The sequence below is a fragment of the Streptomyces inhibens genome (assembly GCF_022221585.1).
Classification (GTDB): domain Bacteria; phylum Actinomycetota; class Actinomycetes; order Streptomycetales; family Streptomycetaceae; genus Streptomyces; species Streptomyces inhibens.
Map to the genome: position 1 here is coordinate 1,043,530 of NZ_CP084681.1, position 25,569 is coordinate 1,069,098.

23 protein-coding genes and 1 pseudogene are annotated in these 25,569 nt (G+C 70.4%); 13 read left to right on the forward strand and 11 right to left on the reverse strand.

The genetic code is table 11. From position 1 onward, the window contains the following. Positions 1-49 precede the first annotated feature (49 nt). Positions 50-1,753, forward strand: a complete 1,704-nt coding sequence (locus KI385_RS04995; RefSeq protein WP_238571008.1) for a cholesterol oxidase substrate-binding domain-containing protein — start codon at positions 50-52, stop codon at positions 1,751-1,753. Positions 1,754-1,999: 246 nt separating this feature from the next. Then, a complete protein-coding gene (locus KI385_RS05000) occupies positions 2,000-2,920 on the forward strand; it encodes a phytanoyl-CoA dioxygenase family protein (protein ID WP_238571009.1) in 921 nt (306 codons plus the stop codon). A gap of 22 nt (positions 2,921-2,942) precedes the next feature. On the opposite strand, the gene KI385_RS05005 is transcribed toward KI385_RS05000, so the two are convergent. Continuing rightward, positions 2,943-4,250, reverse strand: coding sequence for an FAD-dependent oxidoreductase (locus KI385_RS05005; protein WP_238571010.1), 1,308 nt, complete (start codon positions 4,248-4,250; stop codon positions 2,943-2,945). A 221-nt stretch (positions 4,251-4,471) separates the two neighbouring features. Beyond that, positions 4,472-4,714: a hypothetical protein gene (locus KI385_RS05010; RefSeq protein ID WP_238571011.1), complete on the reverse strand. Its 243-nt coding sequence runs from the start codon at positions 4,712-4,714 to the stop codon at positions 4,472-4,474. A gap of 371 nt (positions 4,715-5,085) precedes the next feature. Here KI385_RS05010 and KI385_RS05015 point away from each other — a divergent pair, with 371 nt between their 5' ends. Both KI385_RS05015 and KI385_RS05020 read left to right on the forward strand, forming a co-directional pair. Beyond that, on the forward strand, positions 5,086-6,291 hold the full coding sequence (locus KI385_RS05015) for a cytochrome P450 (RefSeq protein ID WP_238571012.1): 1,206 nt from the start codon (positions 5,086-5,088) through the stop codon (positions 6,289-6,291). Positions 6,292-6,677: 386 nt separating this feature from the next. Beyond that, on the forward strand, positions 6,678-7,730 hold the full coding sequence (locus KI385_RS05020; protein WP_238571013.1) for a type III polyketide synthase: 1,053 nt from the start codon (positions 6,678-6,680) through the stop codon (positions 7,728-7,730). Positions 7,731-7,979: 249 nt separating this feature from the next. Here the strand turns inward: KI385_RS05020 and KI385_RS05025 are convergent, their stop codons facing one another. From KI385_RS05025 to KI385_RS05060, 7 genes are all read right to left on the reverse strand, one after another. Continuing rightward, the gene (locus tag KI385_RS05025; protein WP_238571014.1) at positions 7,980-8,648 is read right to left on the reverse strand and encodes a response regulator; all 669 of its coding nucleotides are present in this window, start codon (positions 8,646-8,648) and stop codon (positions 7,980-7,982) included. Next, positions 8,645-9,934, reverse strand: coding sequence for a sensor histidine kinase (locus KI385_RS05030; protein WP_425356869.1), 1,290 nt, complete (start codon positions 9,932-9,934; stop codon positions 8,645-8,647). The genes KI385_RS05025 and KI385_RS05030 overlap by 4 nt, the downstream gene beginning before the upstream one ends. Before the next feature lie 79 nt (positions 9,935-10,013). Beyond that, complete coding sequence (locus tag KI385_RS05035; RefSeq protein WP_238571016.1) at positions 10,014-11,174, reverse strand: acyltransferase family protein; 1,161 nt, start codon at positions 11,172-11,174, stop codon at positions 10,014-10,016. Next, on the reverse strand, positions 11,167-12,135 hold the full coding sequence (locus tag KI385_RS05040) for an alpha/beta hydrolase (protein WP_238571017.1): 969 nt from the start codon (positions 12,133-12,135) through the stop codon (positions 11,167-11,169). The genes KI385_RS05035 and KI385_RS05040 overlap by 8 nt, the downstream gene beginning before the upstream one ends. 319 nt (positions 12,136-12,454) lie before the next feature. Then, positions 12,455-12,832 carry an FAD-dependent oxidoreductase gene (locus KI385_RS44165; protein WP_342593434.1) on the reverse strand — a complete coding sequence of 126 codons (378 nt, stop codon included), beginning with the start codon at positions 12,830-12,832 and terminating at the stop codon, positions 12,455-12,457. 36 nt (positions 12,833-12,868) lie between these two features. Continuing rightward, complete coding sequence (locus KI385_RS44170) at positions 12,869-13,561, reverse strand: FAD-dependent oxidoreductase (RefSeq protein ID WP_342593519.1); 693 nt, start codon at positions 13,559-13,561, stop codon at positions 12,869-12,871. A 15-nt stretch (positions 13,562-13,576) separates the two neighbouring features. Then, positions 13,577-14,524, reverse strand: a complete 948-nt coding sequence (locus tag KI385_RS05060) for a TetR/AcrR family transcriptional regulator C-terminal domain-containing protein (protein ID WP_238571018.1) — start codon at positions 14,522-14,524, stop codon at positions 13,577-13,579. A 192-nt stretch (positions 14,525-14,716) separates the two neighbouring features. Between KI385_RS05060 and KI385_RS05065 the strand changes: the two genes are divergently transcribed. Together KI385_RS05065 and KI385_RS05070 are read left to right on the forward strand one after the other, a co-directional pair. Then, entirely contained in the window at positions 14,717-15,826 is a 1,110-nt protein-coding gene (locus tag KI385_RS05065; protein WP_238571019.1) for an FAD-dependent monooxygenase, read from the forward strand. 118 nt (positions 15,827-15,944) lie between these two features. After that, positions 15,945-17,051, forward strand: coding sequence for a hypothetical protein (locus KI385_RS05070; RefSeq protein ID WP_238571020.1), 1,107 nt, complete (start codon positions 15,945-15,947; stop codon positions 17,049-17,051). Between the two features lie 104 nt (positions 17,052-17,155). Here KI385_RS05070 and KI385_RS05075 read toward each other — a convergent pair whose 3' ends face one another. Further along, complete coding sequence (locus KI385_RS05075) at positions 17,156-17,839, reverse strand: esterase/lipase family protein (protein ID WP_238571021.1); 684 nt, start codon at positions 17,837-17,839, stop codon at positions 17,156-17,158. A gap of 397 nt (positions 17,840-18,236) precedes the next feature. Between KI385_RS05075 and KI385_RS05080 the strand changes: the two genes are divergently transcribed. Next, positions 18,237-19,934: a LuxR family transcriptional regulator gene (locus tag KI385_RS05080; protein ID WP_238571022.1), complete on the forward strand. Its 1,698-nt coding sequence runs from the start codon at positions 18,237-18,239 to the stop codon at positions 19,932-19,934. A gap of 158 nt (positions 19,935-20,092) precedes the next feature. On the opposite strand, the gene KI385_RS05085 is transcribed toward KI385_RS05080, so the two are convergent. Next, the gene (locus KI385_RS05085; protein ID WP_342593435.1) at positions 20,093-20,242 is read right to left on the reverse strand and encodes a hypothetical protein; all 150 of its coding nucleotides are present in this window, start codon (positions 20,240-20,242) and stop codon (positions 20,093-20,095) included. 145 nt (positions 20,243-20,387) lie between these two features. Between KI385_RS05085 and KI385_RS05090 the strand changes: the two genes are divergently transcribed. The 6 genes and pseudogenes from KI385_RS05090 to KI385_RS05110 all read left to right on the forward strand — a co-directional run bounded on the left by KI385_RS05090 (position 20,388) and on the right by KI385_RS05110 (position 25,453). Beyond that, positions 20,388-20,576, forward strand: a complete 189-nt coding sequence (locus KI385_RS05090; RefSeq protein ID WP_238571023.1) for a hypothetical protein — start codon at positions 20,388-20,390, stop codon at positions 20,574-20,576. After that, entirely contained in the window at positions 20,573-21,442 is an 870-nt protein-coding gene (locus KI385_RS05095; protein WP_238571024.1) for an AAA family ATPase, read from the forward strand. Before KI385_RS05090 ends, KI385_RS05095 begins: the two co-directional genes overlap by 4 nt. Further along, entirely contained in the window at positions 21,439-22,827 is a 1,389-nt protein-coding gene (locus KI385_RS05100) for a vWA domain-containing protein (protein ID WP_238571025.1), read from the forward strand. Before KI385_RS05095 ends, KI385_RS05100 begins: the two co-directional genes overlap by 4 nt. Positions 22,828-22,976: 149 nt before the next feature. Next, positions 22,977-23,386: pseudogene (locus tag KI385_RS44900) on the forward strand (RsbRD N-terminal domain-containing protein); the annotation flags it as partial. Positions 23,387-23,585: 199 nt separating this feature from the next. Beyond that, positions 23,586-24,023, forward strand: a complete 438-nt coding sequence (locus KI385_RS05105; RefSeq protein WP_238571026.1) for a PucR family transcriptional regulator — start codon at positions 23,586-23,588, stop codon at positions 24,021-24,023. A gap of 161 nt (positions 24,024-24,184) precedes the next feature. After that, positions 24,185-25,453 carry an ATP-binding protein gene (locus KI385_RS05110; protein ID WP_238571027.1) on the forward strand — a complete coding sequence of 423 codons (1,269 nt, stop codon included), beginning with the start codon at positions 24,185-24,187 and terminating at the stop codon, positions 25,451-25,453. The last annotated feature ends 116 nt before the right edge of the window (positions 25,454-25,569 follow it).

Here is a 25,569-nt window from a genome sequence, read left to right on the forward strand (position 1 = left end):
TCCGTGCGCGGTGCAGCGGGGCGGCGCGCCGCGTGCCGGAAGGACAGCCATGTCCGACGACAGCGCTCGAAAAAACTCCCTCACCCGCCGCACGCTCCTGACCGGGGCCGCCGCCGCGGGACTCGCCACGGCAGCCGGGCTCCAGCCCGCTCATCGCATCCCCGCGGGCAGCGCAGCGGCCACTCTCACCCCTCCGCCCGGCTTCCCCGCCGGCATCCCGCTCTCCCAACAGGCCTTCAGGAACTGGTCGTTGGAGATCGTCGTCGAGAACGTCTGGACGGCTACGGCCCGTACCCCCGACGACGTCGTCACCCTCGCGAACTGGGCTCATGAGCACAGCTACCGGTTACGGGCCCGGGGCAAGGGCCACACCTGGTCGCCGCTGGTGGTACCCGCCGGCGCCGACACCACCCGTACGGTCATCGTCGACACCACCTCCCACCTCACCGCGGTCGGTGTGCGCGGCGGCAGCCCAGGGAGCGTCACCGCGCAGGCGGGCGCGACCCTCGACACCATCCTCGCCCGCCTGGAGGAGTCGGGGCTCGGCCTCGCCACCACCACCGCACCGGGCGACCTCACCATCGGCGGGGTGCTCGCCATCGGCGGCCATGGCACCGGCCTGCCCACCGCCACCGAACACCCGCCGACGGGCTCCGGCTTCGGCACCCTGAGCTCGCTGGTCACCTCCCTCACCGCCGTGGTGTGGAGCGCGACGGACGGCCGCTACGTGCTCAAGACCTTCACCCGCTCCGACCCGGACATCCGCGCCTTCCTCGTCCACCTGGGCCGCGCATTCATCACCGAGGTGACGATGACCGCCGCGGCGAACACCCGGCTGCGCTGCCAGAATTGGTACGACGTGAACGTGGCCACCGTCTTCGGACCACCCGGCGCCGGGGGCCGCACGATCAGCTCCTACCTGGACAGCACCGGGCGCATCGAGGCGATCTGGTTCCCGTTCACCGATGTGCCCTGGCTGAAGGTGTGGAGCGTGGCGCCCACCAAACCGCTGTTCGCCAAGCAGATCGACACCCCGTACGCCTACACCTTCGCCAACCGCGTCACCGAAGACATGTCGAAGCTGCTCGGGGAGATCGCCGCGGGCGGGGGCGACAAGACGCCCGCCTTCACCAAGCTCGCCATGTCCATCGTCGGCTCCGGGCTGATCGTCACCGGTACCTGGGACGTCTGGGGCTGGTCGAAGAACAGCCTGCTGTACGTGGAGCCGACGACCCTGCGGATCGTCGAAGCGGGGTGGGCGGTACTGACCTCCAGGGCGAATGTGCAGCGCGTGGTGAATGACTTCCACTCCCGCTACCAGAGCGTGCTGGCCGCTCACCAGAGCCGCGGGTCCTACCCGGTCAACGGCCCGATCGAGCTGCGTATCACCGGCACCGATCCCCTCGACGGCCCGTTCCTGTCCCCGGCCCGCGCCCACCCCGACCATCCCGAGTGGGACACCGTGGTGTGGCTCGACTTCGCCACCTATCCGGGCACGCCCGGCGCGAGCCCGTTCTTCCGCGAGCTGGAACAGTGGATCTGGCAGACCTACACGGGCTCGTACGCGACCGTACGCCCGGAGTGGTCCAAGGGCTGGGCCTACACGGACAGCGGACCGTGGACGGATCCCGCCACGCTGAGCCGCACCGTACCGGCGGCGTTCGACGACTGGCGCGCCGCCCGGGACACCCTCAACTCCTATGATCCGGCACGGGTGTTCGCCAACGCCTTCCTCGACACCCTGCTGCCCTGAGCCACTCCGGGAACGACGCCCGGTGCGGTGGCGCGAGGACGACCTGACGCCGCCGCACCATCGGCGCGACGGCGCCCGCGGGGCGCCCGTCCACAGGCGCGACGAGGCGCCCCAAGTGTCGTAAACCCAGCGTACCGCTACCTCATTCGCCCTGCTCGATGAGCCTCTTGACGCATTCCATCCCGTATGTCCCCCTTTAAACATGACGCATTTCGGCCAGCTCACGGCGAACCCGGGAGGCGCGTCATGGCCAGGGACCCGATGTACGACCTGGAGAAGGAACTGCCGTTCCGCGTCCTGACCACGGAGGGCTGGGCGCATTGGAAGAGATGGGGCTATGTCATCGTGCGTGACGTGGTACCGCAGGAGAAGATGGAGCGTCTCGCCGCAACCCTGTGGGAGTTCACCGGCCTCGATCCGCACGACGAGGAAGCCTGGTACCGGCCCGACGCCGAGAACCGTGCCATGCGGGATGTGGCCGGCAGCGGCATGGTGGAGATCTACCAGCACCAGAACCTATGGGACATCCGCCAGGAGCCCCGGCTCTACGACGCGTTCGTCGACATCTGGGACCGCGAGGACCTGTGGGTCACGCTCGACCGCGCCAACCTCAACCCGCCCAACCGGCGCAACCGGACGTTCACGGGCTTCATCCACTGGGACATCGACACCTCCGTCGATCCCCTCCCCTTCGGGGTTCAGGGGGTCGTTTCGCTGGTGGACACCGATCCCGAGATGGGCGGTACACAGGCCTACCCGGAGTTGTTCCGGGGGTTCGGCGAGTGGCTGGCGAAGCAGCCCGTGGACCGCGACCCCTGGCGTCCCGACACGGCCGGCCTGGGCGAGCCCACCCCACTGCCGACGAACGCGGGTGACCTGCTGATCTTCAACAGCCTGCTGGCCCACGGCGTACGGGAGAACACCTCGCAGCGCCAGGTGCGCCTCGCTCAGTACGTCAGCATGTTCCCCGCCGACGAGAGCAACACCGCACTCGTGCAGGAGCGCATCACGTCATGGCGTGAGAAGACAGCCCCGAAGAATCCGGCCTTCCCCGGCGACCCTCGGGGCCGGGAGAAGCAGGATCCGGTGGCCGTGCTGACTCCGCTCGGAGAGCGGCTGCTCGGGCTCCGCTCCTGGCGGAACAGCCCGGTTTCCGCGCCGTGTTGACCGGGCGGGCGAGGGACGCCGTTCAGCGCACCGACGCGGCCGGCGGGCGTTCGCGTACGGCACCGTAGGCGAGGAAGTACGCCGGCACCCGGTTCAGCCATCGCGAGGTGGTGAGCAGTTCGGTCATCCGCTGGGCGCGCTTGGGGTTGCCGAAGGGCGGCCGGCCCGTCAGCACCGGTTCGATGACCCGCGCGTGGGCGAACCGCTGAAGCGCCTGGGTCAGGGCGGTGGTCGGCCACCGGCGGCGCTGGACCCCGCGTACGTCGCGCAGGCCCACGGCACCTCCGAGCAGCGGCTCGACGAGATACCGGGCGGCGGCCACCGCGTCCTCGACGGCGAGGTTGATGCCGATACCGAAGACCGGTGACATCGCATGCGCCGCGTCGCCGATGCACAGCAACCCCGGGCGGTGCCAGCGCCGGAGGCGGTCCAGCCGTACGTCGAGCAGCTTGACCTCGTCCCAGGACCGCAGCGCGTGCACCCGGTCCGCGAGCCATGGAGCGGCGGCCGTGAAGTCGGCCATGAACGACTCAAGTCCGGCGGCGCGGCGCTCGGCGTCCGTTCCCTTGGGGATCAGCCCGGCGCACTGCCAGTAGTCCCCGCGGTCGATCATGGCGGTGAGGAACCGGTCGCCGACGCCTCCTACGAGCCCGTGCGGATCGCCCTCGCGCCGCGGCAGCCGGAACCACCAGGCGTCCATCGGGCAGGTGAACCTCCGCAGTCCCAGTTCGGGCAGCGACCGGGCCAGCGAGCCCCGGCCGTCGCAGGCCACCGTGAGGGTGGCCCTCAGCTCACCGGTACGGCCGTCGGACGTGCGGTACCGCACTCCGGTGACCCTCCCCCCAGCTCCCGGCTTCTCCCCCACTCTCGGCTTTGCTCGAGCGGGGGGACCCCCATGCGCAGGGGGTGCCTCCATGCGCTCCACCAGGAAGGAGGTCGCCTCGGTGCTCATCCGTACGGAGAAGGACGGCTCCTTCCGGGCCTCGTCCGCCAGGAGGTCGAGCAGGTCCCACTGCGGCACCATGGCGATGTAGTTGTACCTGCCCGGCAGCGCGCCGATGTCTCCGACGGTCACCAGTGAACGATCCGGGCCGAGCGGCAGCTGAACCGTCGTCACCCGCCGCTGCGGCAGACGGGCGAACCGCTCGGCCAGGCCCAGCTCTTCCAGCAGCGCCAGGGTGGAGGGATGCACGGTGTCGCCGCGGAAGTCGCGCAGAAAGTCGCCGTGCTTCTCGAGGACCGTGACCTCCACCCCGGCCCGGGCCAGCAGCAGGCCGAGGACCATCCCGGCGGGGCCGCCACCCACCACACAGCATGTCGTCCGCTCCATCGCCACCGCTCCTTGTCGCGAAACCCCGGGGTCCACCACCTCAGCACACATACCCGCAGATCCGAGCACTCCGCCGCAAAGGCTCTTCCTTTTCCTGCGGACGCCATGCGTGAACCCCGGAACTGGAGGTTCCGGGGTTCTGGCCGGCTCTGCCGGTATCGAGATGCACCAGCGGGCCGAGTAATGCCGCCGGCCCTGAAGCCATACCGCGAAGGGCGCTGTCAGACGCCGCTGGTCTGCACGGTGGCGAGGGCGGCGAGCTGCGCGACGGGCACGGAGGGCACGAGGGACTGGGCGGTCCCGACCGCGTCACCGATGCTCACCGACGCACCGTGGCCGTCGACGTCGGCACCGGCGATGGCGATGGCGATGGCGATGGCTATGGCTATGCCACCGGAAATGGTGTCCAGCTCGCTGTCGGAAATCTCGCAGATCTCGACATCAGAGGTGAAGCCCTTACGCATGGCTTTCCCTTCCCGTCAATTCTCTGACAGGAGATGTCCGCATCTTTTACTTATCACTGCACGGGGGAACCGAAAACGGAATTCAGCGGAAGGCTTCATCAGGGAATCCGGTATGCCGTTCCGCGGAGCGGCGGGCTGCATGCTCAGAGTCGATGGCCGGGCCTCGGCCCACCACGCGGTCGCGCCACCACACCGTCACCAAGAACGCAACACGGGCGAGCCATGCGCGATACCGCACCCGGTAACGTCCCTTCATTTGGGCTAATCCAGGTGAATAGGTGCGCGCCACCGCAGATGACCGGGTACCTATGCCCCGTCCAGCCCCCATAGGTACCGGACCTCACCGTCAGATCCCCTATCTGGAGCTCCGCATGGAACCCGACGCGTCCGCATTGAACTGCCCCTTCGACTATGCCGAGGCCCTCGAATTCGACCCGACGCTCAAGCGCCTGCTGACCGACGAGCCCGTCGCGCGCATCCGGCTGCCCCATGGTGAAGGGGAGGCCTGGCTGGTCACCCGCTACGACGACGTGCGTACGGTCACCACCGACCGCCGCTTCAGCCGCAAGGCCATCATCGGCCGGAACTTCCCGCGGATGACGCCTGAGCCGATCGTTCAGGACGAGGCCATCAACCTGATGGACCCACCGGGCAGCAGCCGGCTGCGCGGGCTCATCTCCAAGGGTTTCGCGCCGCGCCACATCGAACGCATGCGGGTCCGTACCCAGCGTGTCGTGGACGAGCTGCTGGACCGGATGGCGGAGTACGGCTCCCCCGCCGACCTCATGGAGCACCTGGCGGGCCCGCTGCCGCTGATCACGATCTGCGAGGTTCTCGACATCCCCGAGTCCGACCAGGCACAACTGCGAGCTCACGCACGGACCATGATGGACACCACGATCGACAACCGGGAGAACGCGGTACACGCCAAGGCCGAGCTTCGCTCCTACTTCAGCACGCTGACCGCGCAACGGCGCGCGAACCCCGGCGACGACCTGATCAGCACGCTGGCCACCGCCCGCGACGGAGACGAGATCCTCGACGACCGGGAACTGACCGTCATGGCGATGGTCCTGCTCATCACCGGCCAGGACACCACCACGTACGAGATCGGCAACATCGCCTACACGCTGCTCACTCGCCCCAAGGAGCTCGCCATGGTGCGGGCCCGGCCCGAGATGCTCCCGCAGGCCATCGATGAAATGTTGCGGTTCATTCCGTTCCGCAAGGGCGTCGGTATCCCCCGCGTCGCCCTGGAGGACGTGGAACTGAGCGGCGTGCTGATCCGGGCAGGGGACATCGTGCACGTCTCCTATCTGACCGCCAACCGGGACAGCCGGAAATTCGACCGTCCCGACGAGCTGGATCTGGAACGCACCGGTACACAGCACATGACGTTCGGCTGGGGTGGACATCACTGCCTGGGTGCCCCGCTCGCCGCCACGGAACTGGAAGTGGCCCTCGGAACCCTGCTGGACCGCTTCCCCGACCTGCGGCTGGCGAAGCCGGCGCAGGAAGTGCGCTGGAATGCGACGTCCATCTGGCGTTATCCGCTTGAATTGCCGGTGGTGTGGTGACAAAGCCGGCACTGGAGGTGTTCTGCCGTCCTCGATGATGCGTCGGCGCGCCGAGGACGGCAAGCGGAGTAATGCGCGGCATCCCGGCCGGCATTTCGCTCGACGTGCGGCCCTCAGCCGTCTGGCGTAGCGTCAAGTCTCGTGGCCAAGAGCGACGTGCCGGACACGACCTGCCCGGCACGACGAGAACTCAACCTTCGGCGCTCAGCCCGAGCGCATCCGTCCAGGGAATATCGAGCTCGGCGCCTGCGAACCGCCCAGCGGTCCGTTTCCCGTCACATTCCGCGCGCACTTCGCGCCGCGGACAGCGGATACCCCCGGCCGGCTAACACCCCAGGTCCGGCCAGGCCGCACGGCGTGGGCCATTGTCCGATAGGAGGAGATCCATGGCGGTTCTGTGCAAACCGGCAATAGCGGTCCCCGACTACGTCATCACCAATGAGGAAACCCTCGAACTGGCCCGTAGGTTGCACGGCGACCATCGGGAGCTGGGCCTCGTTCTCCGTCTTATAGAGAACACCGGGGTACTCAAACGACATCTGGTCCAGCCGATAGACACGGTGCTGAAGCATCCGGGGCTCGACGCCCGCAGCGCCATCTACGAAGCGGAATCCAAGGCCCGTGTGCCGGACGTGGTGCGCAAGGCACTCGATCAGGCGGAACTCGAGCCGCAGGAGATAGACCTGATCATCTACGTCTCCTGCACCGGCTTCATGATGCCGTCCCTGACCGCATGGCTCATCAACAAGATGGGCTTCCGGTCGGAGACACGCCAGATGCCCATCGCCCAGCTCGGCTGTGCCGCGGGCGGCGCGGCCGTCAACCGGGCCCATGACTACTGCACGGCGTACCCCGACGCCAATGTGCTGATCGTGGCCTGTGAGTTCTGCTCGCTGTGCTACCAGCCCACCGATCTGGGCGTGGGATCGCTGCTGTCCAACGGCCTGTTCGGCGACGGGATCGCCGCCGCCGTGGTCCGTGGCAACGGGGGCACCGGGGTCCGCCTGGAACGCAACGGCTCGTATCTCATCCCGCACACCGAGGACTGGATCTCCTACGCGGTCCGGTCCACGGGCTTCCACTTCCAGCTCGACAAGCGCGTGCCCGGGACCATGGAGCCGCTCACCCCGGCCCTCCGGGCCGTCGCGGAACAGCACCAGTGGAACGCCGGCAAGCTGGACTTCTACATCGTCCACGCGGGTGGTCCGCGCATCCTGGACGACCTGTGCCGCTTCCTCGAAGTGCCGCCCGATGCGTTCCGCTTCAGCCGCGCCACGCTCACCGAGTACGGCAATATCGCCAGCGCGGTGGTGCTGGACGCCCTTGGCCGCATGTTCGACGAGGCCTCGGCCCTCGACGGCCACCGCGGCCTGCTGGCCGGTTTCGGTCCCGGCATCACCGCCGAGATCGCCCTGGGTACCTGGACCTCGGAATCCTGAGGCGGTGGCGCGACCCGCGCCGCCGCGGCCGGACCGCGGCGGCGCGGGTCGCCGCTAACCCAGGAGAGCCCGTCGCGCATCTTCTGCCCGATCGAGCGAGTCGACATATCGTTCAAAGTGTCGGGATGACGACCGAGGGAGGCATTCATGTCCGAGCTCATCGTCATCGGCTACGACGACCCCACGGCAGCGAGGAAAGCCCTCAAAGCGGTTCAGGCGCCGCAGAAAGGCCGGACCGGAACCGCTCGCTCAGTAGCCGGCCGGGCGCACCAGCCCCGTCTCGTATCCGTACACCGCGGCCTGGGTCCGGTCGCGCAGGCCCAGCTTGACCAGGATGCGGCCCACGTGGGTCTTGACGGTCTGTTCCGCGACCACCAGGCGCTCGGCTATCTCCGCGTTCGACAGGCCCTGGGCGATCAGGGACAGGACCTCGGTCTCGCGTTCCGTCAGATCGCCGACCCGGTCCTTGAGCGGGGGGCGAGGGGCGCGGGTGACCCGGGAGAACTCGGCGATCAGGCGCTTGGTGATGTTCGGGGCGAGCAGGGCTTCGCCGGAGGCCACCACCCTCACCGCCTGGGCGAGTTCGTCGGCCGAGGCGTCCTTCAGCAGAAACCCTGAGGCCCCTGCGCGCAGCGCCTCGTACACGTACTCGTCGAGATCGAACGTGGTGAGGACGAGGACCTTGACGGTGGCGCCGGCCGGCCCGGTGATGCGGCGGGTTGCCTCGATGCCGCCGAGCTCGGGCATCCGGATGTCCATCAGGACGACATCGGGGGCGAGTTCGGCGGCCTTGGCGACGGCATCGAGGCCATTCACGGCCTGGCCGATGACCTCGATGCCCGGTTCGGCGTTGAGCAGCACCGTGAAGCCCTGGCGGACCATCATCTGGTCGTCGGCAATCAGCACGCGAATGGTCATGACTGGTCCTCCAGGGGGAGCATCGCCACTACTTCGTAACCACCTTCGGGTACGGGCCCGTTGGCGAGCTCTCCGCCCAGCATGGCGGTGCGTTCGCGCATGCCGAGCAGCCCGTGGCCGATGCCCTGTGAGGGCGTGGCCGGTCCGTCCGGCGCGGTGTTGGTGACCCGGACGGTCAGACCGGCCGAGTGGTACCCGATCGCCACCCGCACCTCCGCTCCGGGCGCGTGCCGCATCGCGTTGCTGAGCGCCTCCTGCACGATACGGAACGCCGACAGCTCGACGCCCGGAGAGAGCTGGCGCGGCGTTCCCGCGGTTTCGGTGCTGACCGTGAGCCCGGCGCCGCGCACATTGCCGATCAGCTCGTCCAGCCTGTCGAGGGTGGGCTGCGGGGCATGCCGCACCTCCTGCGACAGGGCGTCCTCGGAGCGCAACACGCCCAGCACCCGGCGCAGTTCGGTGAGCGCGTCGACGGCGTTCTCACGGATGCCCGCGAGGTTGTCCTTCAGCTCGTCGGACGGGTTCTCGACCAGATGGGGGGCGACCTGCGCCTGGATGGAGATGACCGACATGTGGTGGGCGACCACGTCGTGCAGCTCACGGGCGATGCGGTTGCGCTCCTCCAGCAGGGTGCGCCGGGCCCGCTCCTCGGCGGTGATCTCCTCCTGTACGACCAGTTCCGTACGGGCCACCTGGCGGCCGCGCAGCGAGGCGCCGACCACCACCGCGGTGGCGAGAATCGCGACGGCGGGAGCGACATCGGAGTCGTGCGGCCGGGAAGCGAACGCGCTGCAGGCAACTCCCGCCAGGACGCTGATCGTCAGCGCCTCGACCACGGCCCGGGGGCGGACCCGCAACGCCAGCAGGAACAGCACCGCGGCCTGCAACACGATCCCGGACCCGGTGAAGGGGAACAACGCCTCCGGGGTGATCCGGGGTTCCACGACCCAGGCGATGACGACCATCACGATCGTCGCCACCCACCAGGCCGCCACCGGCCGGAAGATCGCGACGACGAGCGCCATCGACTGGCCGCCGGCGAGCAACAGGGAGTACCAGATTCCCAACTGGTAGTCCCCCCAGTCGAGTACACCCACGTTGGATACCGTGATCAGCGCCGTGAGCAGCACCAACGCCACCGTCAGCACCGGCAGCCAGGCCAGCCAGCGAGATCGCCGCCCGCTGCGCGACACCGGGTCGTACCCCGTCGTCCACAGGTCCTCACGCAGGGCGCGAAACACCGCTCGCAGCGCGACCACGAGCCGGTGCTCGTCCTGCTTCTTCACAAGATCCACCCTAGGCCTTGTCATCACACTCCGGTCGTTCGCCCGAAGGGCGGGGCAGGCGGGAGTGTGACGGCCGGGCCTAGGCACGCCGCACCTCCGCGGTCCGGGCGGGGCGCTGCTCACGCACGACCTTGGTGTGGCCGCCCCTCCCCTGTTCGTACGTCCAAAACGCTGCCCGGCACACCAGCAGCGCCACCGCGAACACCGGCAGCCAGCACAGCCTGGCGAGCACCCAGGCCGGTCCGTCGGGCACGGTGTGCAGGCCGGGCAGGGCCCCGCCGGCCAGCAGACCGATCGCGGTGACCGCCATCATCGCGGTCTGGTGCCACAGGAAGACGGTCATCGCCGAGAGGTTGACCAGCGCCACCGCCGCCCAGACGGCGGGCCGAGCGAGCACCCGGCGCAGCGGACCGAGCAGCAGCAGGGCCGCACCGCACTGGGCGAGGCCGAAGGTGACGGCAGCCAGTGTGGGCGGGTTGAGGTTGGAGATCGCGGCGCCGGGCACCCCGACCATGGACGCGGGGTAGCCGGCGAACAGGACCAGCAGCGCGGTGGCTGCGGCGCCCCCGGTCAGCAGCACCCACCCGGTCGTACGCCCCGACAGGCCACCTCTCGCCCCGGCCGCGCCCAGGCAGTACGGGACCAGCCAGCCCGCCGCCACATTGATCCAGCCGAGCCAGGCCGGACCGCCGAGGGCGAACCGGAGCAGGTCGATGTGCAGCACGATGGCCAGCGGCCACAGCGGGTGCAGCCTGGCCACGAGCGGGGTCAACGCCGTGAGCCCCGCGAAGACCAGCAGGAACCAGAGCGGGGACAGGACGAGTTTGAGCAGCGTGTGGAGGGTGTCCGGGCCGACCCCGGTGGCGAGCATCGCGCCCGCCGCCACGGCCCACACCACCAGCACGGCGGCGACCGGCCGGAACAGCCGGGCCAGCCGGGTGCCGAACCATTGCCGATACGTCGTGCCCAGGGCGCGGGCCGATGCGTAACTCTTCGCGCCCACCTGCCCGCCCACCAGGAAGAAGACGGCGAGGGTCTGGAACATCCAGGAGACCGGGGCCAGTTGGGGCAGATTCTGCAGCGGGCTGGCGCCGTGCACCGTTCCGCTGTCGGTGACCAGGGCGGTCACCAGCCAATGGCCGAGCACCACGCCGAGGATGGCGAAGGCACGAAGGGCGTCGACGGCACGGTCACGGCCCGGCGGGGTGGCGGCGTCGATCCGCCGGACGAGGTCACGCATGACGCCCCTCCTCGGACGGGGCCTGGCCGGAGGCGATCCGGGCGATGTTCTTCAGGGAGACGGATCCGGGCTTCAGGTAGTCGCTGTGGCCGCCCGCGCCCGCCGCGAAGATCCGGGCGCCGAACTCCGGTGAGACCGGATCGACCCCGAACCCGATGTCGGCGAAGGGGAGTTGAAGCCGTATGTGCGGTACCTCGGCGACCCAGTCGTCGGCGCCCCGGCCCGCCCACACCGTGGCCCGGGTGTGCAACTGGCCGACGGTGTCGACGCCGACGCCCGGGCTGCCGTACAGGACGATGTCGGCGACCCGCAGGCCCGAGGCGGCCCGGGCGCAGACGACCGAGCCGTAGGAGTGACAGATCAACGAGGTCCGGGCGGCAGGCTTGACCTTAGTTAACTCACGTACGGAGGCTGCGAGTTGGGGAGCTGCGTCGTCCGCCCGTCCCGGCGTCAGCACCTCGGGACTCACCGTTCTGGGGGTCTCATAGCCCAGCCAGGCGACGACGGCGGACCTGCCGCCCCACTCCTGCTGGAGCGCCACGGCGCCGTCGCGGAAGCGCGCGTACGTGTCGAGGTTGGTGTCCGAGCCCGGCACCAGCACGGCGATCCGCTCGGCCCGGGCCAGGTCGCCGAAGACCTCGACGGTGCGCCCGCCGTCACGGCCGTCGAAGGACAGGAAGCGGCGGCCCGGGTCCGCCATGCTGCGCAGTGCGGCAGCCCGCCGCCGGTCGCCGTGGTCGGCGGCCATCCGCTCGGCGGCCCGGATGCCGTCACGGCTGACGGCATACCGTGCGCCGAGAACGGCGGGGGTCGCGGCCCCCAGTGGAGTGAGGGCGGCCGGGACGGGTGCCGGGACAGCCGAGGGGCGGGCCGCGCTCGACACCGGCAGCGCCACCGATGTGGCGACGAGGGCGGCGAGCAGGGTGCGGTGCAGGCGGCTGCTGCGCGGGCGGGACGCCATGGAGGATGGTCCTTCCGTACCGGATGTCATTCGTGATTCCGGTACGGAAGTTATGGATCACGCCTCGTGGTCGGCGTCCCTCCGGGGAGTGCATCTTCCGCGTAGCTCTGAAGTATGACGGGTAGGGGGGGCGGTCCCGGTCAGCCGGAGCTGTCCGCCTGTGCCGCCGCGGTATCGAGGTGCTCCGTGCTCAGCGCGGAAGAGCGCGCGGCGGGCGACACGATGTCGGTCTGTGTTTCGCGGAGCGAGAGCCTCCGCCTGATGCTCGATCGGTGAGCACGGCAGCGGACATCAGCATTGTTGGAGCGCCGGCTGGTGGCTATCGGTCGCACCGCCTGCGCGGGGCTCGTCGGGGGCATGAGGTTTTCGAGTCCTTGCGCGCACTGCCGGGCGGCCTCGGCCGAACGGGCAGCATGATGCTCTCGTAGGCGCGGACGGCGTCGTCGACATCCGGCTCGGTGACGAGGGCGGTGGCGAGTTCGGTGCCGTCGAGCATGGCGAGGTTGGCACCCAGGCCCAGGGGCGGCATCAGGTGAGCGGCGTCGCCGAGCAGAGTGATGCCGGGGACGTGCTCCCAGGTGTGCGGGACGGGCAGGGCGAACAGGGGTCGGTTGATGAACCCGCCGTCGTTGTACCGCAGGAGATGGAGCAGGCGCTCGCCCCAGCCGTCGAGGGTCTTCAGCAGATGCGTCCGCACGGCTTCCGTGTCATCGAGGTCGAGGCCGGCGGTGACCTACCAGTCCTGCGGGGCGCGGAAGGCGGCATAGCCGCGGATGTGGCCGTTGCTGTTGCGCTGGGCGAACAGGGCCTTGCCGCCGGCCAACGCCACCATGGTGCCGTTGCCGACCAGCCGCGCGAAATCGGCATGGCGCACATCGACGTCGTCGATGCCGATCTCGACGAAGGCGACACCGGTGTAGTCGGGCGTGGCGTCCGAAAGGGCCGGGCGGACCCGGGACCAGGCGCCGTCTGCGCCGATGACCAGGTCGAAGTCCTCGGTGGTGCCATCGCCGAAGTGCAGGCGGCAGGTGCCGTCGCCGAGCTGGGTGACCCCGCTGACGGCACGGTCCCACCGGACGGTGCCCGCGGCGAGGGACTCCAGGATGAGGCCGCGCAACTGGCCGCGGTCTATCTCCGGCCTGTCCTCGTCGCCGTCGGCGGGCAGCTCGTGCGCGGCGGTGGCGGGATCGAGCGTGCGCCACTCCTGGCCTTCGGGGCGGGCGAGGGCGCGGAACCGGTCGAACAGTCCCGCCGCGCGCAGGGCGGCCTGGCCGGTGTCGGCGTGCATGTCGAGGGAGCCGCCCTGCGAACGGATGTCTGGGGACGCCTCGCGTTCGAAGACGGTGACGGGGCGACCGTGGATCTGCAGGATGCGGGCGCAGGTCAGGCCGCCGAGCCGAGGTGCCGGGGCAAGCCCGAGGTGCAGCGGCGTCCGCCTTGGCTAGTGACGGGGCGTCGACGAGCCTTCGACGATGACCGCGAAGCCGTCGAGCAGCGGCCCCAGGCCGAACGCGAACAGCTCGTCGAGGCGCAGGTCGTAGCCGTCGGTGAAAGCGCTGACGACCTTGGTGAAGACGGGGTACCGGGCCGATGTGACGATCGCCTGAAGCGCGTCGGCCTGCCGGTCCATCCACTGGTCCTCGGTCAGGCCGGTGGCGGCCTCGGCCTGGGCCTCCTGTTCCAGGTTGATCGCGATGCCCTGGACATAGCTGTAGAGGAGGACGTGCAGTTCGAGCATGGTCGCCGGGTTGAGGCCGTGGCCGTCCAGGGCGCTGAGCGCCCACTCGGCATGGACCATCAGATTGGGCAGCATCAAGGGGCGGGTCAGCGGGCTGAGCTGCGCCAGCCAGGGGTGCCGGCGAAACACCGTCCACAGCGTATGTGCGCCGAGTTCCAGACGGGCCCGCCAGCCGTGGGGAGGTGTGGCCGGGTAGACCCCCTCACCGAAGGCGGCGTCGGCCATCAACAGGACCAGGTCGTCCTTGCTGGTGACGTACCGGTAGGGGGCCATGGCGGCCACGCCCAGCCGGGCGGCGACGCCGCGCATGGTCAGCGCGGTCAGCCCTTCGGCGTCGGCGATCTCCATGGCGGCACGGACGATCCGCTCACGGGTCAGATCGTGCTCGGGGGCGGTGGGGGTACGCCGCTTCGGCGGGACGGGGGTGGCGCCGGCGGCCACGACGGTGCCGATACGAGGGCGGGCCTCCACGAGCCCTTCCAGGCCCAGGACGGTCAGCGCCTTGGTGGCGGTGGCGAGTGCGACGCCCCATTCCCTGGAGATCTGACGGGTCGACGGGACCCGGTCACCTGGGGCGAGTTCGCCGTCCCTGATGCGCCGCCGGATCTCCGTGGCGATGCGCAGATAGGGCGGATCGGTATTCCCAGCCATGCCCCGGCCCTCCTCGTATTTCTTTTCAGGTCACTTTTCTCAGGCCGCAAACCTGTACTAGTGCAGAACCTACCAGCATCGATGTCGCCGACCAGGCTCCTGACCTAGTACAGGCCCCAGGAAAAGGGCAGTTGGCGGGGCTGCGCGTACGTCGTACATTCAGCGTGTACATCGTCCGAAAGGGGCTTCATCATGCAGACCGTACTCATCTCCGGCGGCGGAATCGCCGGGTCCGCACTTGCTTGCCTGCTGCACCGTCGCGGCTTCGCGCCCACCGTCATCGAGCGCGCCCCCGGGCTGCGCCAGGGTGGTCAGGCGATCGACATCCGCGGTGTCGCACTCGATGTCGTCGCCCGGATGGGCCTGTTGGACCAGGCGCGGCAGGTCCGTACCCGGATGCGTGGGATGTCGATGCTCGACGCCGACGGCACGGAGATCGAGCGTTCCACCGAGGCGACCTTCAGCAGCGGCCGGCTCGACAGCGACGACATCGAGCTGTTGCGCGAGGATCTGGTGCGGCTGCTGCACGAGCACACCCGCGACGATGTGGAGTACCTCTTCGGGGACAGCATCACGGCGCTCGAACAGGACGAGCACCAAGCACGCGCGGACTTCGCACACGGGGCGTCCCGCACCTTCGACCTGGTGGTGGGGGCCGACGGACTGCACTCGACCGTACGGCGTCTGGCCTTCGGCCCGGAGGAGACGTTCTCCCACCACCTGGGCACCTACCTGTCGGTCTTCAGCGCGGACAACTTCCTGGACCTGGACAACTGGCAGGTCTGGCTCAGGGACGGCGACGCCGGCTTCGGCATCATGCCCGTACGCGACAACACCGAGCTGAGGATCGCCTTCGGCTTCCGGTCCGAACCGCTCGACGGCGACCACCGCGACCCCGAGTGGCTCCGGCAGACCGTCACCGACCGGCTCGCCTCCCTGCGCTGGGAGGCGACAAGGCTGACGAAGGCGGCATGGGAGGCGCCCGACTTCTTCTGCGATGCGATGGCCCAGATCCGGATGGAGCACTGGTCGCACGGCCGGACGGTGCTGCTCGGGGACGCCGGGTACTGCGCGTCCGCACTGTCAGGGCAGGGGACCAGCCTGGCCCTGGTCGGCGCCCATGTACTGGCCGACGCACTCGGCCGGGCGGGCGGCGACCACCGTGCCGCGTTCGCCCACTACGAGAACCGCATGCGCCCGTTCGTCGCGCTCAACCAGGCACTCGCCACCGAGAACCCAGGCGGTCCGGCCTCCGAGGAATCCGTGACGCGGGCCAAGAACGCCCTCTCGCTCGACGGCTGACCATGGCGCATGGCGCATGAGGCGCGATCAGCCTGGGCTCCCGTGGGGCAGAGCCCATCCGGGGGCTCAGAGCGTGTCGGGGAGGGCGGGACGGCGGGACCGCTCCATAGTCGGGCATATGGCGGGTGACCAGTCACAAGGGCAGGAACCGGCGCGGCAGAAGAAGTGGTGGGCCGCGCGTTGCGAGCGGGGGCCGTGGGAGCAGAAAGAGGCGATCCGCGCGCGGATCGGCGAACTGGAGGCCGTTCTCGCCGCCACGGCGAAGCGGGCGGCGGCGGATCCGGAACGGGCCGCGGAGGCCGAGACCTTCCGAGCGCAGGCCCAGGAAGAGCTGCAAGCGGCCAAGGATACGCTCGCGCACGACAGCCACCCCGCCATGAGGCGCGCGGCACACCTGGGCTCCGCGCAGGCGCATCTCGACGCCGCGCAGAACCTCATGGTGTGGTTGTCCCCGCTCGATGAGGTGAAGGGGCTGCTTCCCGGCCTGCTGACTCTCGTCGAACAGCAATTCGCTCCCAGCGACCCACAGCGGATCGAAGTCACGGAAATCGCTCGCGAGGTCCGCAAAGCGGGCACGCTCGACCTCAGACAGCGCGCCGTTCTTGCCGAGACGTTCAGCCTTGCCCGTCGCCTCCGCCAGAAGGAGACGCTGCGCGTCCGCAGCTTCGTACGGATCGTCACGGCGGTGACCCTGGGCCTGCTGATCACCGCGGTCGTCGTCGCGCTGGCCGGCATCAAATGGCCGCACATGGTGCCGCTGTGCTTCGCCCCGTCGGACGGCGGGTTCCAGGTCGTCTGCCCGACGGGGAGCGCGAAGTTCGCGCACCCGCCGGACACCCAGCAGATCGCGGGTGTCGCGGAGGGCCAGGACTTCCTCGTCATCGAGCTCATCGGTGTCGTGTCCGCAGCCATCGCGGCCGCGGCGACGCTGCGGCGGATCAGGGGAACGTCGCTGCCGTACGACGTACCGGTGGTCCTGGCGCTCCTGAAACTGCCGACCGGGGCGCTGACGGCCGTACTCGGGCTGCTGCTGATGCGCGGTGGCTTCATCCCCGGCCTCAGCGCGCTCGATTCGTCGGCCCAGATCATCGCGTGGGCCATCATCTTCGGCTATGCCCAGCAGCTGTTCACCAAGTTCGTCGACAATCAGGGGCAAGCCGTGCTGAACGCCGTCGGTGGACCGAACCCCGTCACCCGCAAGCCCGCCGGCGACGGCAAGCTGTAGCCAAGGCCCTGTGGTGAGAGCGTGAGCGTCGACGGTCTCCCCCTGGCCGGTCCGCGGAAGGCGATCTGCGGTGGACCGGCCGGGGGATCGTCCTCGGCCGCGGCTCAGGACGCCGCGGTGAAGGCCGCGACCTGGGACAGCAGCCGGCTGTCGGCCAGATAGCCGAAGTGGGGCTCGCACGGCAGCAGGGTGTTGGTGGCGCCCTGGAGCTTGGTGCTCGTATACGGGTTGATCACGCCGTCGCAGGGCGAGTACCAGGTGCGGTACTCCACCGGTCCGGGCGTCTCGTCGCCGGACGTGAGGGTGTTGAGGAAGTCGGAGCCGGGCGTCATCTCCTTGCACGAAGCGAAGGCGATGCTGCAGAGCCCGGCGGTGTACGTGCCGTGATGGGCACCCGCCAGCGAGGCGATGTGCGCGACGCTCGACGCCCCGCCCAGCTCCTTGACGTACCACAGCGACACCATGCCGCCCATGGAGTGGTTCACGATGTCGACCTTGTCCGAGCCGGTGTCGGCCTTCACCTTCTCGACGAAAGCGGCGAGGCCCCGCGCGCTCACCTTGTTCGAGGCGTTGAAGTCGTAGGAGTACGTGAAGAGTTCACTGTTCTTGTATCCGGCGTCCTGGAACGCGGCACGCGCCGGCGCCCAGACCACGCCGGTATTGAGGTAGCCGTGCACGAACACCACGGGGGTGTGCGGCGGAGCGGCTTCGGCGGTGCCGGTCGATACCGCCGTCAACGTGGCGGCCGCGGCGGCCGTGACGGCCAGCGCACTGATGATTCTTCGCATGCGTTCCTCCGGGCAGGTGTGGATTGCGGTGAGCATGCGGCCGTACGTATGCAGTGCGCATCGGTGAAATCACCGGGGTGATCGGGGACGGGACGGACGGCGGGTCGCCCGGGGGCTCGTGTGACCGTGTGTGAGCTGGGCTTCGGTCCTCTGTGTCATACGGCGGTCGGCCCCGTGCACAACACTTTCGATCAACTGTTGTTTCCTGGCACAGCGTTGGGCGGAGGGGAGCCTCCAGCGCCTCGTTGACCAGCGGGTTTCGCCGCGTCGAGTGGTGTTTTCCGCGGTGCCGCCCGCGTGGGCGGGACAACTTCCCACCTCGTCAGGGGATTTACTTACTAGTAACTTGCTTTTCATCCCGTACTCGACGATCGGCGTCGGAACCAGGAGGAGCGACGTGCGCGCCTACCGAGCCTTACTCCCCCGCACGGTCAAGTCCGCGCACTGGCGGCGGCTGCATCTCCGGTGCTCCCTCGCCCTCACCCGGGCCGCCGCGTACACGGAGCCGCCGACACACGCCGAGCGACTCGCCTCGGCGGCACGCCACGCGCAGCTCGCCGGATCGTCGCGACGGGCCACGGCCCTGCTCGCGCAGGCATCCGAGCTGCGATCCGGCGCCACCCGCCATGGAGAGGCGGAGCTGACCCGCGGGATGCATGCGCTGCGCGGGGGTGGAGCGCCCGATGCGCGCGAAGCGCTGTTGCTGGCCGCCACGATGCTGCACGGAGCGGGCCGGGCGGACGACGAGGTGACCGCTCTCGCATGGGCCGCCGACGCCAGCTGGACGGCCGGCGACCGTACCGGATATCTCGCGACGGCACAGCACCTCGGCACCCGCGCCGCGGCGCCCGGACCTGTGCGTGACTATCACCGCGGCGTCGCGGCGGCGCTGGAGGGCGATGGCCCACTGTCCGTCACGCTGCTTCGCGCGGCCTCGCGCCCCGCCGCCGGCGACGACGGTCCGGACGCGCTCCTCCACGCGTCCCGCGCCGCCCTGGCGCTCGGCGAGCTGGCGGATGCGCGGGACCTCTCGACGCGCGCACTGGCCCACGTCGAGCCGCACCCTGCAGCGCTCCCCGCGGTCCTCGGCCACCTCTCACTCGTCGAACTCGCCGCCGACCGCTATCCGCGCGCCGCCTCCCATGCGCGGCGCGGCCTGCCGATCGCGATCGCCCACGGTCACCACAACTCCGCGTCTCAGCTGCGGAGCACCCTCGCGATGACGGCTGCGCTGCGCGGAGACTCGGCCGACTGCGGCAGCCACATGCGGGCGGCGCTGGCCACCGCGCAGGCGCACGGCCTCATGGTTCCGGCCCTGATGGCCACATGGAGTCTCGGCCTGCTCGATCTCGCGCACAACCGGCCCCGGGAGGCCCTCGAACGGCTCCGCCCCCTCGTCCGGGGCGGCTCGGGGCTGCGGCACTTCGCGTGGCACGTGCGCGTGATCCCCAGCTTTGTCGAAGCCGTGGCCCTGGCCTGTCCGGATGCGCCGGCACCGGGTCGGGAGAGAGACCTTCACCAGGCGCGGGCAGCCTTGCGCACCTTGGAGGGCTGGGCCAGGACCAGCGGCGACCGGCAGATGAAGGCCCTGACCTTGTACTGCCAGGCCTTGCTCGCCGACCGCGGAACCGCTGACGCGTACTTCCACCGGGCACTCGCCGGCGCGGAGCGGATGGGCTCCGGCTTCACGCCGGCCCGTATCAAGCTGTCGTACGGCATGTATCTGCGGCGCCACCGCAGGCCGGGTGAGGCGCGCGTGCACCTACGGGGCAGCAGGCTGCTCTTCGAATCGTGCGGAGCCGCGGTGTGGGCAGAGCGGGCCCGGGAGGAGTTACGGGCGGCCGGCCAGGCCGAACCCGGCACCCGTCCGCGGCCGCTCACCGGCCTCACGGCACAGCAGCTCCGGGTGGCACGCCATGTCGCCGAAGGGCGCACCAACCGCGAGGTCGCCACCCTGCTGGCTCTCAGCCACCGGACGGTCGACCATCATCTGCGCAATGTGTTCGCGGCGCTCGGCATTCGCTCCCGGGTCGAGCTGGTGCACGCGCTGGCGTCGGGGGGCGAGAGCACGGCGCTGGGCGTGGGCGGCGGGTGACGGGTGCCGGGTGAGGGTGCCTGGCGTCGGCCGACGGGCGACGCGTCCCGGCCATCCGCGTACGCTACGCCGTGCGCTCCACCTCCCGTACGAGATCCGGTGCCCGGCCGAGAGTCGTGAGCCGCGCGTCCAGGTCGGTGACCAGGGCCGCGGCTCCGTCACAGTCGCCGGACTGCCGGCGCCCGCAGATAGATGGGCAGGTCGTGTTCGGCGCGCATCGACAGACGCAGGGGCCTCGCCTCGCTGCCGGGCAGCGGGAGGGTGAATTCCCGTCCCGTGTACGAGATCCGCCAGGCGCGTTTCTCCATCAGCCCCTCGTCCACCGGTCACCGAGCAGGTCCATGGTGCGGGCGATGGAGCAGGGCCGGTTGGCACAGGATGTCCGCCTCATATCGCCGGCATATGAGGGTCTCAAGATGAGACCCAGCAGTTGGAGGCGTCCGACGGGCTTACGTGGCGCCGAGGACGCCCTGGGCCGGCCACCGCGTCCGACCGCCGCGCCTGCGCGCCGAGCGGCAACCGTCCGGCCACGCCGGATCGTCGCAGATCCGGCGCGGTATCGTCGGCGCACTGCTGCTCGGCCTGCCCAAGGAGCCCAAGCCGCCGACGTATCGGCGACCGAACCAGGAGAACGCCGCATGACGACCGGGTACTTCACATCCGTCGACGATGTCTCCGCTCGCCTCGCCGAGACCGGATATCTGGCGTCGCCCGCGGTCGCCACCACCGTCTTCCTGGCCGACCGGCTGGGCAAGCCCCTGCTGATCGAAGGCCCTGCCGGAGTCGGTAAGACCGAGCTGGCCAAGGCGGTCGCGGAGGTCGCGGGTGCGCGCCTGGTCCGGCTGCAGTGCTACGAAGGCGTGGACGAGTCCCGCGCACTCTACGAGTGGAACCACGCCAAGCAGCTGCTGCGCATCACCGCGGGCCGCGACGAGAGCTGGGACGCGACACGGACGGACATCTTCGGCGAGGAGTTCCTGCTCCCGCGTCCGCTGCTGACAGCCATCCGCGGCAGCGATCCGAAGGTGCTGCTGATCGACGAGACCGACAAGGCGGACGTCGAGGTGGAGGGGCTGCTGCTCGAGGTGCTCAGCGACTTCCAGGTCACCGTGCCGGAGCTGGGCACCATCACCGCGACACGCCGCCCCTTCGTGGTGCTCACCTCGAATGCCAGCCGAGAGCTGTCCGAGGCGCTGCGCCGCCGCTGTCTGTTCCTCCACATCGGCTTCCCCGAGGAGGAGTTGGAGCGCCGCATCGTACGGCTGAAGGTGCCGGGGCTCGACGCGGCGCTGGCCGAGTCCGTGGTGCGGGTGGTCGGCGCGCTGCGCGCGATGGATCTGCGGAAGGTGCCGTCGGTCGCGGAGACCCTCGACTGGGCCCGTACGCTGCTTGCCCTGGGCGCCGACACCCTCGACGAGAGCGTGGTGCGCGAGAGTCTCGGGGTGGTTCTCAAGCATCAGGACGACATACTCAAGGCGGCGGCCAAGCTCGACCTGGAAGCGGTGTGAACGCGCCGGCCGCGGCCGGTGTCCCCGAGCGGCTGACCGGGCTCGTACAGACACTGCGCACACACGGCATCCGGATCGGCACCGGGGAGACCGTGGACGCGGCGCAGGCGCTGGAGGCGCTCGGCCTGGCCGACCGGGAGCACGTACGGGAGGGCCTGGCGGCCGCGCTGCTCCACAGCGAAGGGCAACGGGCCACCTTCGACGCGGTCTTCGACCTGTACCTTCCGCGCGGCATGGGGGCACCGGACGGAGACCACCGGCCGCCCGAAGCCGGACAGCGCGTCGACCTGGCCGCGCTGCGCGAACGGCTGGCGGCCGCGCTCGCCGCCAACGACCGGGCGCTGCTCGGCCAGTTGGCGGGCGAGGCGGTGCAGGGCCTGGGCGGATACGGCTCGTCGCCGGCCGCTGACGGCTGGTCGGCGCACCAGACGCTCGACCGGCTGCGCCCGGAGACCCTGTTGGCGCGCGTCCTCGCGGCCCTCCGCACCGGCGCCGAGGGGCCCGCATTCACCGACCGGCTGGCGGCGGACGAGATCCGGCGGCGTATCGAAGGCTTCCGTGAGCAGGTGCGCGGCGAAGCACGCCGCCGGGTCGCCGAGCGGCGCGGTACGGACCAGATCGCACGCCGCGCCGTCGCACCGACCGCAGACCGGGTCGACTTCCTCCTCGCCGGACGCGCCCAACTCGCCGAACTGCGCAGGACGGTTCGGCCGCTCGCCCGCAAACTGGCCACCCGCCTGACCGCACGGCGCCGGCGCGCGGCACGGGGCCGGATCGATCTGCGCAGGACCGTGCGCGGCTCCCTGTCGACGGGCGGTGTGCCGATGCGGCCGGTCCTCCGCCGACGCCGTCCGGCCCGGCCCGAGCTCGTGCTGCTCTGTGATGTGTCCGGTTCGGTGGCGGGCTTTGCGAACTTCACCATGCTGCTCATCCAGGCGCTGCACGACCAGTTCAGCAAGGTGCGGGTGTTCGCGCTGGTCAACCGTGTCGACGAGGTGACCGGCCTGATGGAGCGCGGTGTGGCCGACCCGGAGGGGCTGGGCGGCCGCATTCTGACGGAGGCGGCGGTGACGGGATGGCACGAGCACAGCGACTACGGCGCCGCCCTCGGTGAGTTCGCGGAGCGGTACCTCGACGCGCTGGGCCCGCGCACATCCGTCTTCGTCCTCGGTGACGCCCGTACGAACATGAGCGACCCGAACCTGGCGGCGCTGCGGCAGATCACCGAACGGGCCCGCCGGGTCTACTGGTTGAACCCCGAGCCGCGCTCGCAGTGGGGCACCGGCGACTCCGCAGCCGACGCCTACGCCGCACTCGTCACGATGCACGAGTGCCGCAATGCCCAGCAGCTCGGCGCCCTCATCGGGCGTCTGCTGCCGATCTGACCGGCCGGATCGGAACTCCGGGCCGGTCAGCTGCGCGTACGTCGACGCGCTCATCGCCGTGGTCAGCGACGCCCCCCATGACTGGGAGCAACGCTTCCACTCCGCCCCCTTGTCCCCACCGACAACGGAGCCGTAGGTAGGCTGCGCGAATGCACCGACGGGCGCCGCGCGAGGAGATCATCCCCGTCGCATCCGCTCTTCTGCTCCGCGTGCCCGAGCTGGGCGAACGCCTGGCCCAGCGGATCCGGGACGAGGTGGAGTCCTATCGCGACGAGGCGCTGGTGCCCCTCGATTCGCTGCGGGAATCCTGCTCCGGCAATGTCGAGTTGCCTCTGCTGCATCTCGCGGCAGGGGCGCACCGGTCGACCTGGTCACCGCGCGGGAGACCGGCCGGGCGCGGGCGCTTCAAGACGTCCCGCTCTCCGACACGTTGCACGCCTTCCGGATCGGATTCGACTTCCTCTGGGCCGAGTTGGTCGCCGAGGCGCGGGACCCCCATGTCTCCAGCGACACTCTGGTGGCGCTGTCGTCCGCGATGTGGCGGCAGGTCGGCGACTATTCGGACGCCATGACCACGTCCTACCGCGAGGCGGCGGCCGAACTGCTGCTTCAGCGGGAGCACGACGAGACGACGCTGCGCACCGGACAAGTCCCGTCCGTCTGGCGTCTGCGGCCCGACCAGCAGATCGGGGTGGTGTCCGTACCGCCACCCGGTGCGGAGGCGGCCGCGCTGGAGGTTCTCGACAAGTGCGGGGCACGTGTGGGGGCAGCCCGTCGTACGACTCGCTGCGCGACACCCCCGGGCGCTGCATTACGCACGGCTGGCACTGGCGGGTCTGCCGGCGGGCAGGCCGGGCGTCGCCCGCTTCGACGACAACCCGTTGGCGACGCTCGTCGCCGCTGCCCCCGCGGAGGCCGACCGGGTGGCCCGGGCCGTTTTGGGCAAGGTGCTGGATCTGCCGCAGAAGGAGCGGGCGAGGCTGATCGAGACGCTGGAGCGCTGGTTCGCCGCGGCCGGATCCGCCGCCGAGACCGGCCGGCATCTGTACTGCCACGCCAACACGGTCCGCTACCGCTTACGCAGGGTCGAGGAGCTGACCGGCCGCTCACTCCAGGCCCCACGCACCGTCGCGGACTTCGGCGCCGCGCTTCAGGCGCTCCGGGTACTTCCCGTGCTCCCCGACCGGGCACCGTGAGACGACGGTGGCGGATGGTCCGCTCATCGAGGCGGAGGCGGCCGTCCGCGACATCGGTGAGCAGCAGGTGCCGGAGGCGGGTGGGGGCCGCGCGACCGTGCGTCACCAGGGCGCAGGGCTCATCATGGAAACAGCACGCAGCGCCCCGACGGGAGATACGCATGGCCGGCTGGCACGTGCGGGACTTCGCTCCGGACGATCTCGAAGCGATCGTCCGGCTCGATGCCGAGGTCGCGGCCGGCGATGAACCCGGAGCCTTCCGCCTCTCGGATGTCGTCGCGGCTCTGCAGGCCCCCCATCCCGCCGTCGTCGCCGTTGCCGATGGCCGTCTCGTGGGTGCCGCGGTGGGCCGCGTGGAGGGCGACCGGGCCTGGATCCTGCGGATCGGCATGCGGCCCGCGTGGCAGGCCCGGGGAATGGGCCGCGCCATGCTGTCCGCTCTGGAGCACCGTCTGCACGAGGCCGGGGCGACCACTCTGGCCGCGGTGGTGCCCGAGGGCGAGCCCGGTGCCGCCGCGCTGCACCACGCCGGCTTCCGTCCCCACCCGGGGCTCACCTACTTCGAGAAGACCACGGCGGTCACCGTCCACGACGCCTCCCTCTTGGCCTCCTTGGGCGGAGTGGTGCCGCCGGCGGGGCTGTGGACGAGGCTCGCGGGGATGGCCGAGGAGAAGCGGCTGATCGAACGCCGCCTCGTCCTGCCGCTCGCCCACCCCGAGCTCGCGGCGGAGCACGGTGTCGAACCCCCGCAGGCGGTCGTCCTCTTCGGCCCACCGGGTACCGGGAAGAGCACCTTCGCCAAGGCGGTGGCCAGTCGCCTGGGCTGGCCCTTCGTGGAGCTCTTCCCTTCCCGGCTTGCGCTGGAGGACGGGCTGGCGACCGGGTTGAGCCGGCGCTTCGACCAGCTCGCCCAGCTCGAACACGTACTGGTCTTCATCGACGAGGTCGAGGAGGTCGCGGGGGTGCGCAGCGGCGCCGATCCGGTGGCCGCCGGTGTCGTCAACGAACTCCTGAAGTCGATCGTGCGGTTCCGTGACCGCGACGGCAGACTGCTGATCTGCGCCACCAACAACGTGGCCACTCTGGACCCGGCGTTCCTGCGCCACGGCCGGTTCGACTATGTGCTGCCGGTCGGGCCGCCGGACACCGAAGCCCGTGGAGCGCTGTGGAAGAGCTATCTGGCCAGGGCGGGGGCCGAGGCCGACACCGAGGCCCTCGCGGAGGCCAGCGAGGGGTTCACCCCCGCCGATATCGCGCAGGCGGCCCGTACGGTCGCCCAGTCCGTCTTCGAGCGCACACTGGATTCCGGGAACCGCGCGCGCCCGGCCACCGGCGACTATCTGCAGACCATCCGCCGCACCCGCCCCACGGTGACCACGGAGATGGCGCTGGAATTCCTTGACCAGACCAGCCGGTTCGGGCGCACCTGACGCCGGTGGCGCCACTCGACGATGCTCAGCCGCACGACCGGTCGGCCACGGCTCTCCGCTGAAGGGCCGCGACGCATGATCGCCGCCTGCGGGGCGCGGGGGGCGTCGCGGGTGTA

Excerpts from the sequence above, each read along its gene's own strand:
- KI385_RS04995 (WP_238571008.1), top strand. The coding sequence starts at position 50 with ATGTCCGACGACAGCGCTCGAAAAAACTCCCTCACCCGCCGCACGCTC.
- KI385_RS05000 (WP_238571009.1), top strand. The coding sequence starts at position 2,000 with ATGGCCAGGGACCCGATGTACGACCTGGAGAAGGAACTGCCGTTCCGC.
- KI385_RS05005 (WP_238571010.1), bottom strand. The coding sequence starts at position 4,250 with ATGGAGCGGACGACATGCTGTGTGGTGGGTGGCGGCCCCGCCGGGATG.
- KI385_RS05010 (WP_238571011.1), bottom strand. The coding sequence starts at position 4,714 with ATGCGTAAGGGCTTCACCTCTGATGTCGAGATCTGCGAGATTTCCGAC.
- KI385_RS05015 (WP_238571012.1), top strand. The coding sequence starts at position 5,086 with ATGGAACCCGACGCGTCCGCATTGAACTGCCCCTTCGACTATGCCGAG.
- KI385_RS05020 (WP_238571013.1), top strand. The coding sequence starts at position 6,678 with ATGGCGGTTCTGTGCAAACCGGCAATAGCGGTCCCCGACTACGTCATC.
- KI385_RS05025 (WP_238571014.1), bottom strand. The coding sequence starts at position 8,648 with ATGACCATTCGCGTGCTGATTGCCGACGACCAGATGATGGTCCGCCAG.
- KI385_RS05035 (WP_238571016.1), bottom strand. The coding sequence starts at position 11,174 with ATGCGTGACCTCGTCCGGCGGATCGACGCCGCCACCCCGCCGGGCCGT.
- KI385_RS05040 (WP_238571017.1), bottom strand. The coding sequence starts at position 12,135 with ATGGCGTCCCGCCCGCGCAGCAGCCGCCTGCACCGCACCCTGCTCGCC.
- KI385_RS05060 (WP_238571018.1), bottom strand. The coding sequence starts at position 14,524 with ATGGCTGGGAATACCGATCCGCCCTATCTGCGCATCGCCACGGAGATC.
- KI385_RS05065 (WP_238571019.1), top strand. The coding sequence starts at position 14,717 with ATGCAGACCGTACTCATCTCCGGCGGCGGAATCGCCGGGTCCGCACTT.
- KI385_RS05070 (WP_238571020.1), top strand. The coding sequence starts at position 15,945 with ATGGCGGGTGACCAGTCACAAGGGCAGGAACCGGCGCGGCAGAAGAAG.
- KI385_RS05075 (WP_238571021.1), bottom strand. The coding sequence starts at position 17,839 with ATGCGAAGAATCATCAGTGCGCTGGCCGTCACGGCCGCCGCGGCCGCC.
- KI385_RS05085 (WP_342593435.1), bottom strand. The coding sequence starts at position 20,242 with ATGGAGAAACGCGCCTGGCGGATCTCGTACACGGGACGGGAATTCACC.
- KI385_RS05095 (WP_238571024.1), top strand. The coding sequence starts at position 20,573 with ATGACGACCGGGTACTTCACATCCGTCGACGATGTCTCCGCTCGCCTC.
- KI385_RS05110 (WP_238571027.1), top strand. The coding sequence starts at position 24,185 with ATGGCCGGCTGGCACGTGCGGGACTTCGCTCCGGACGATCTCGAAGCG.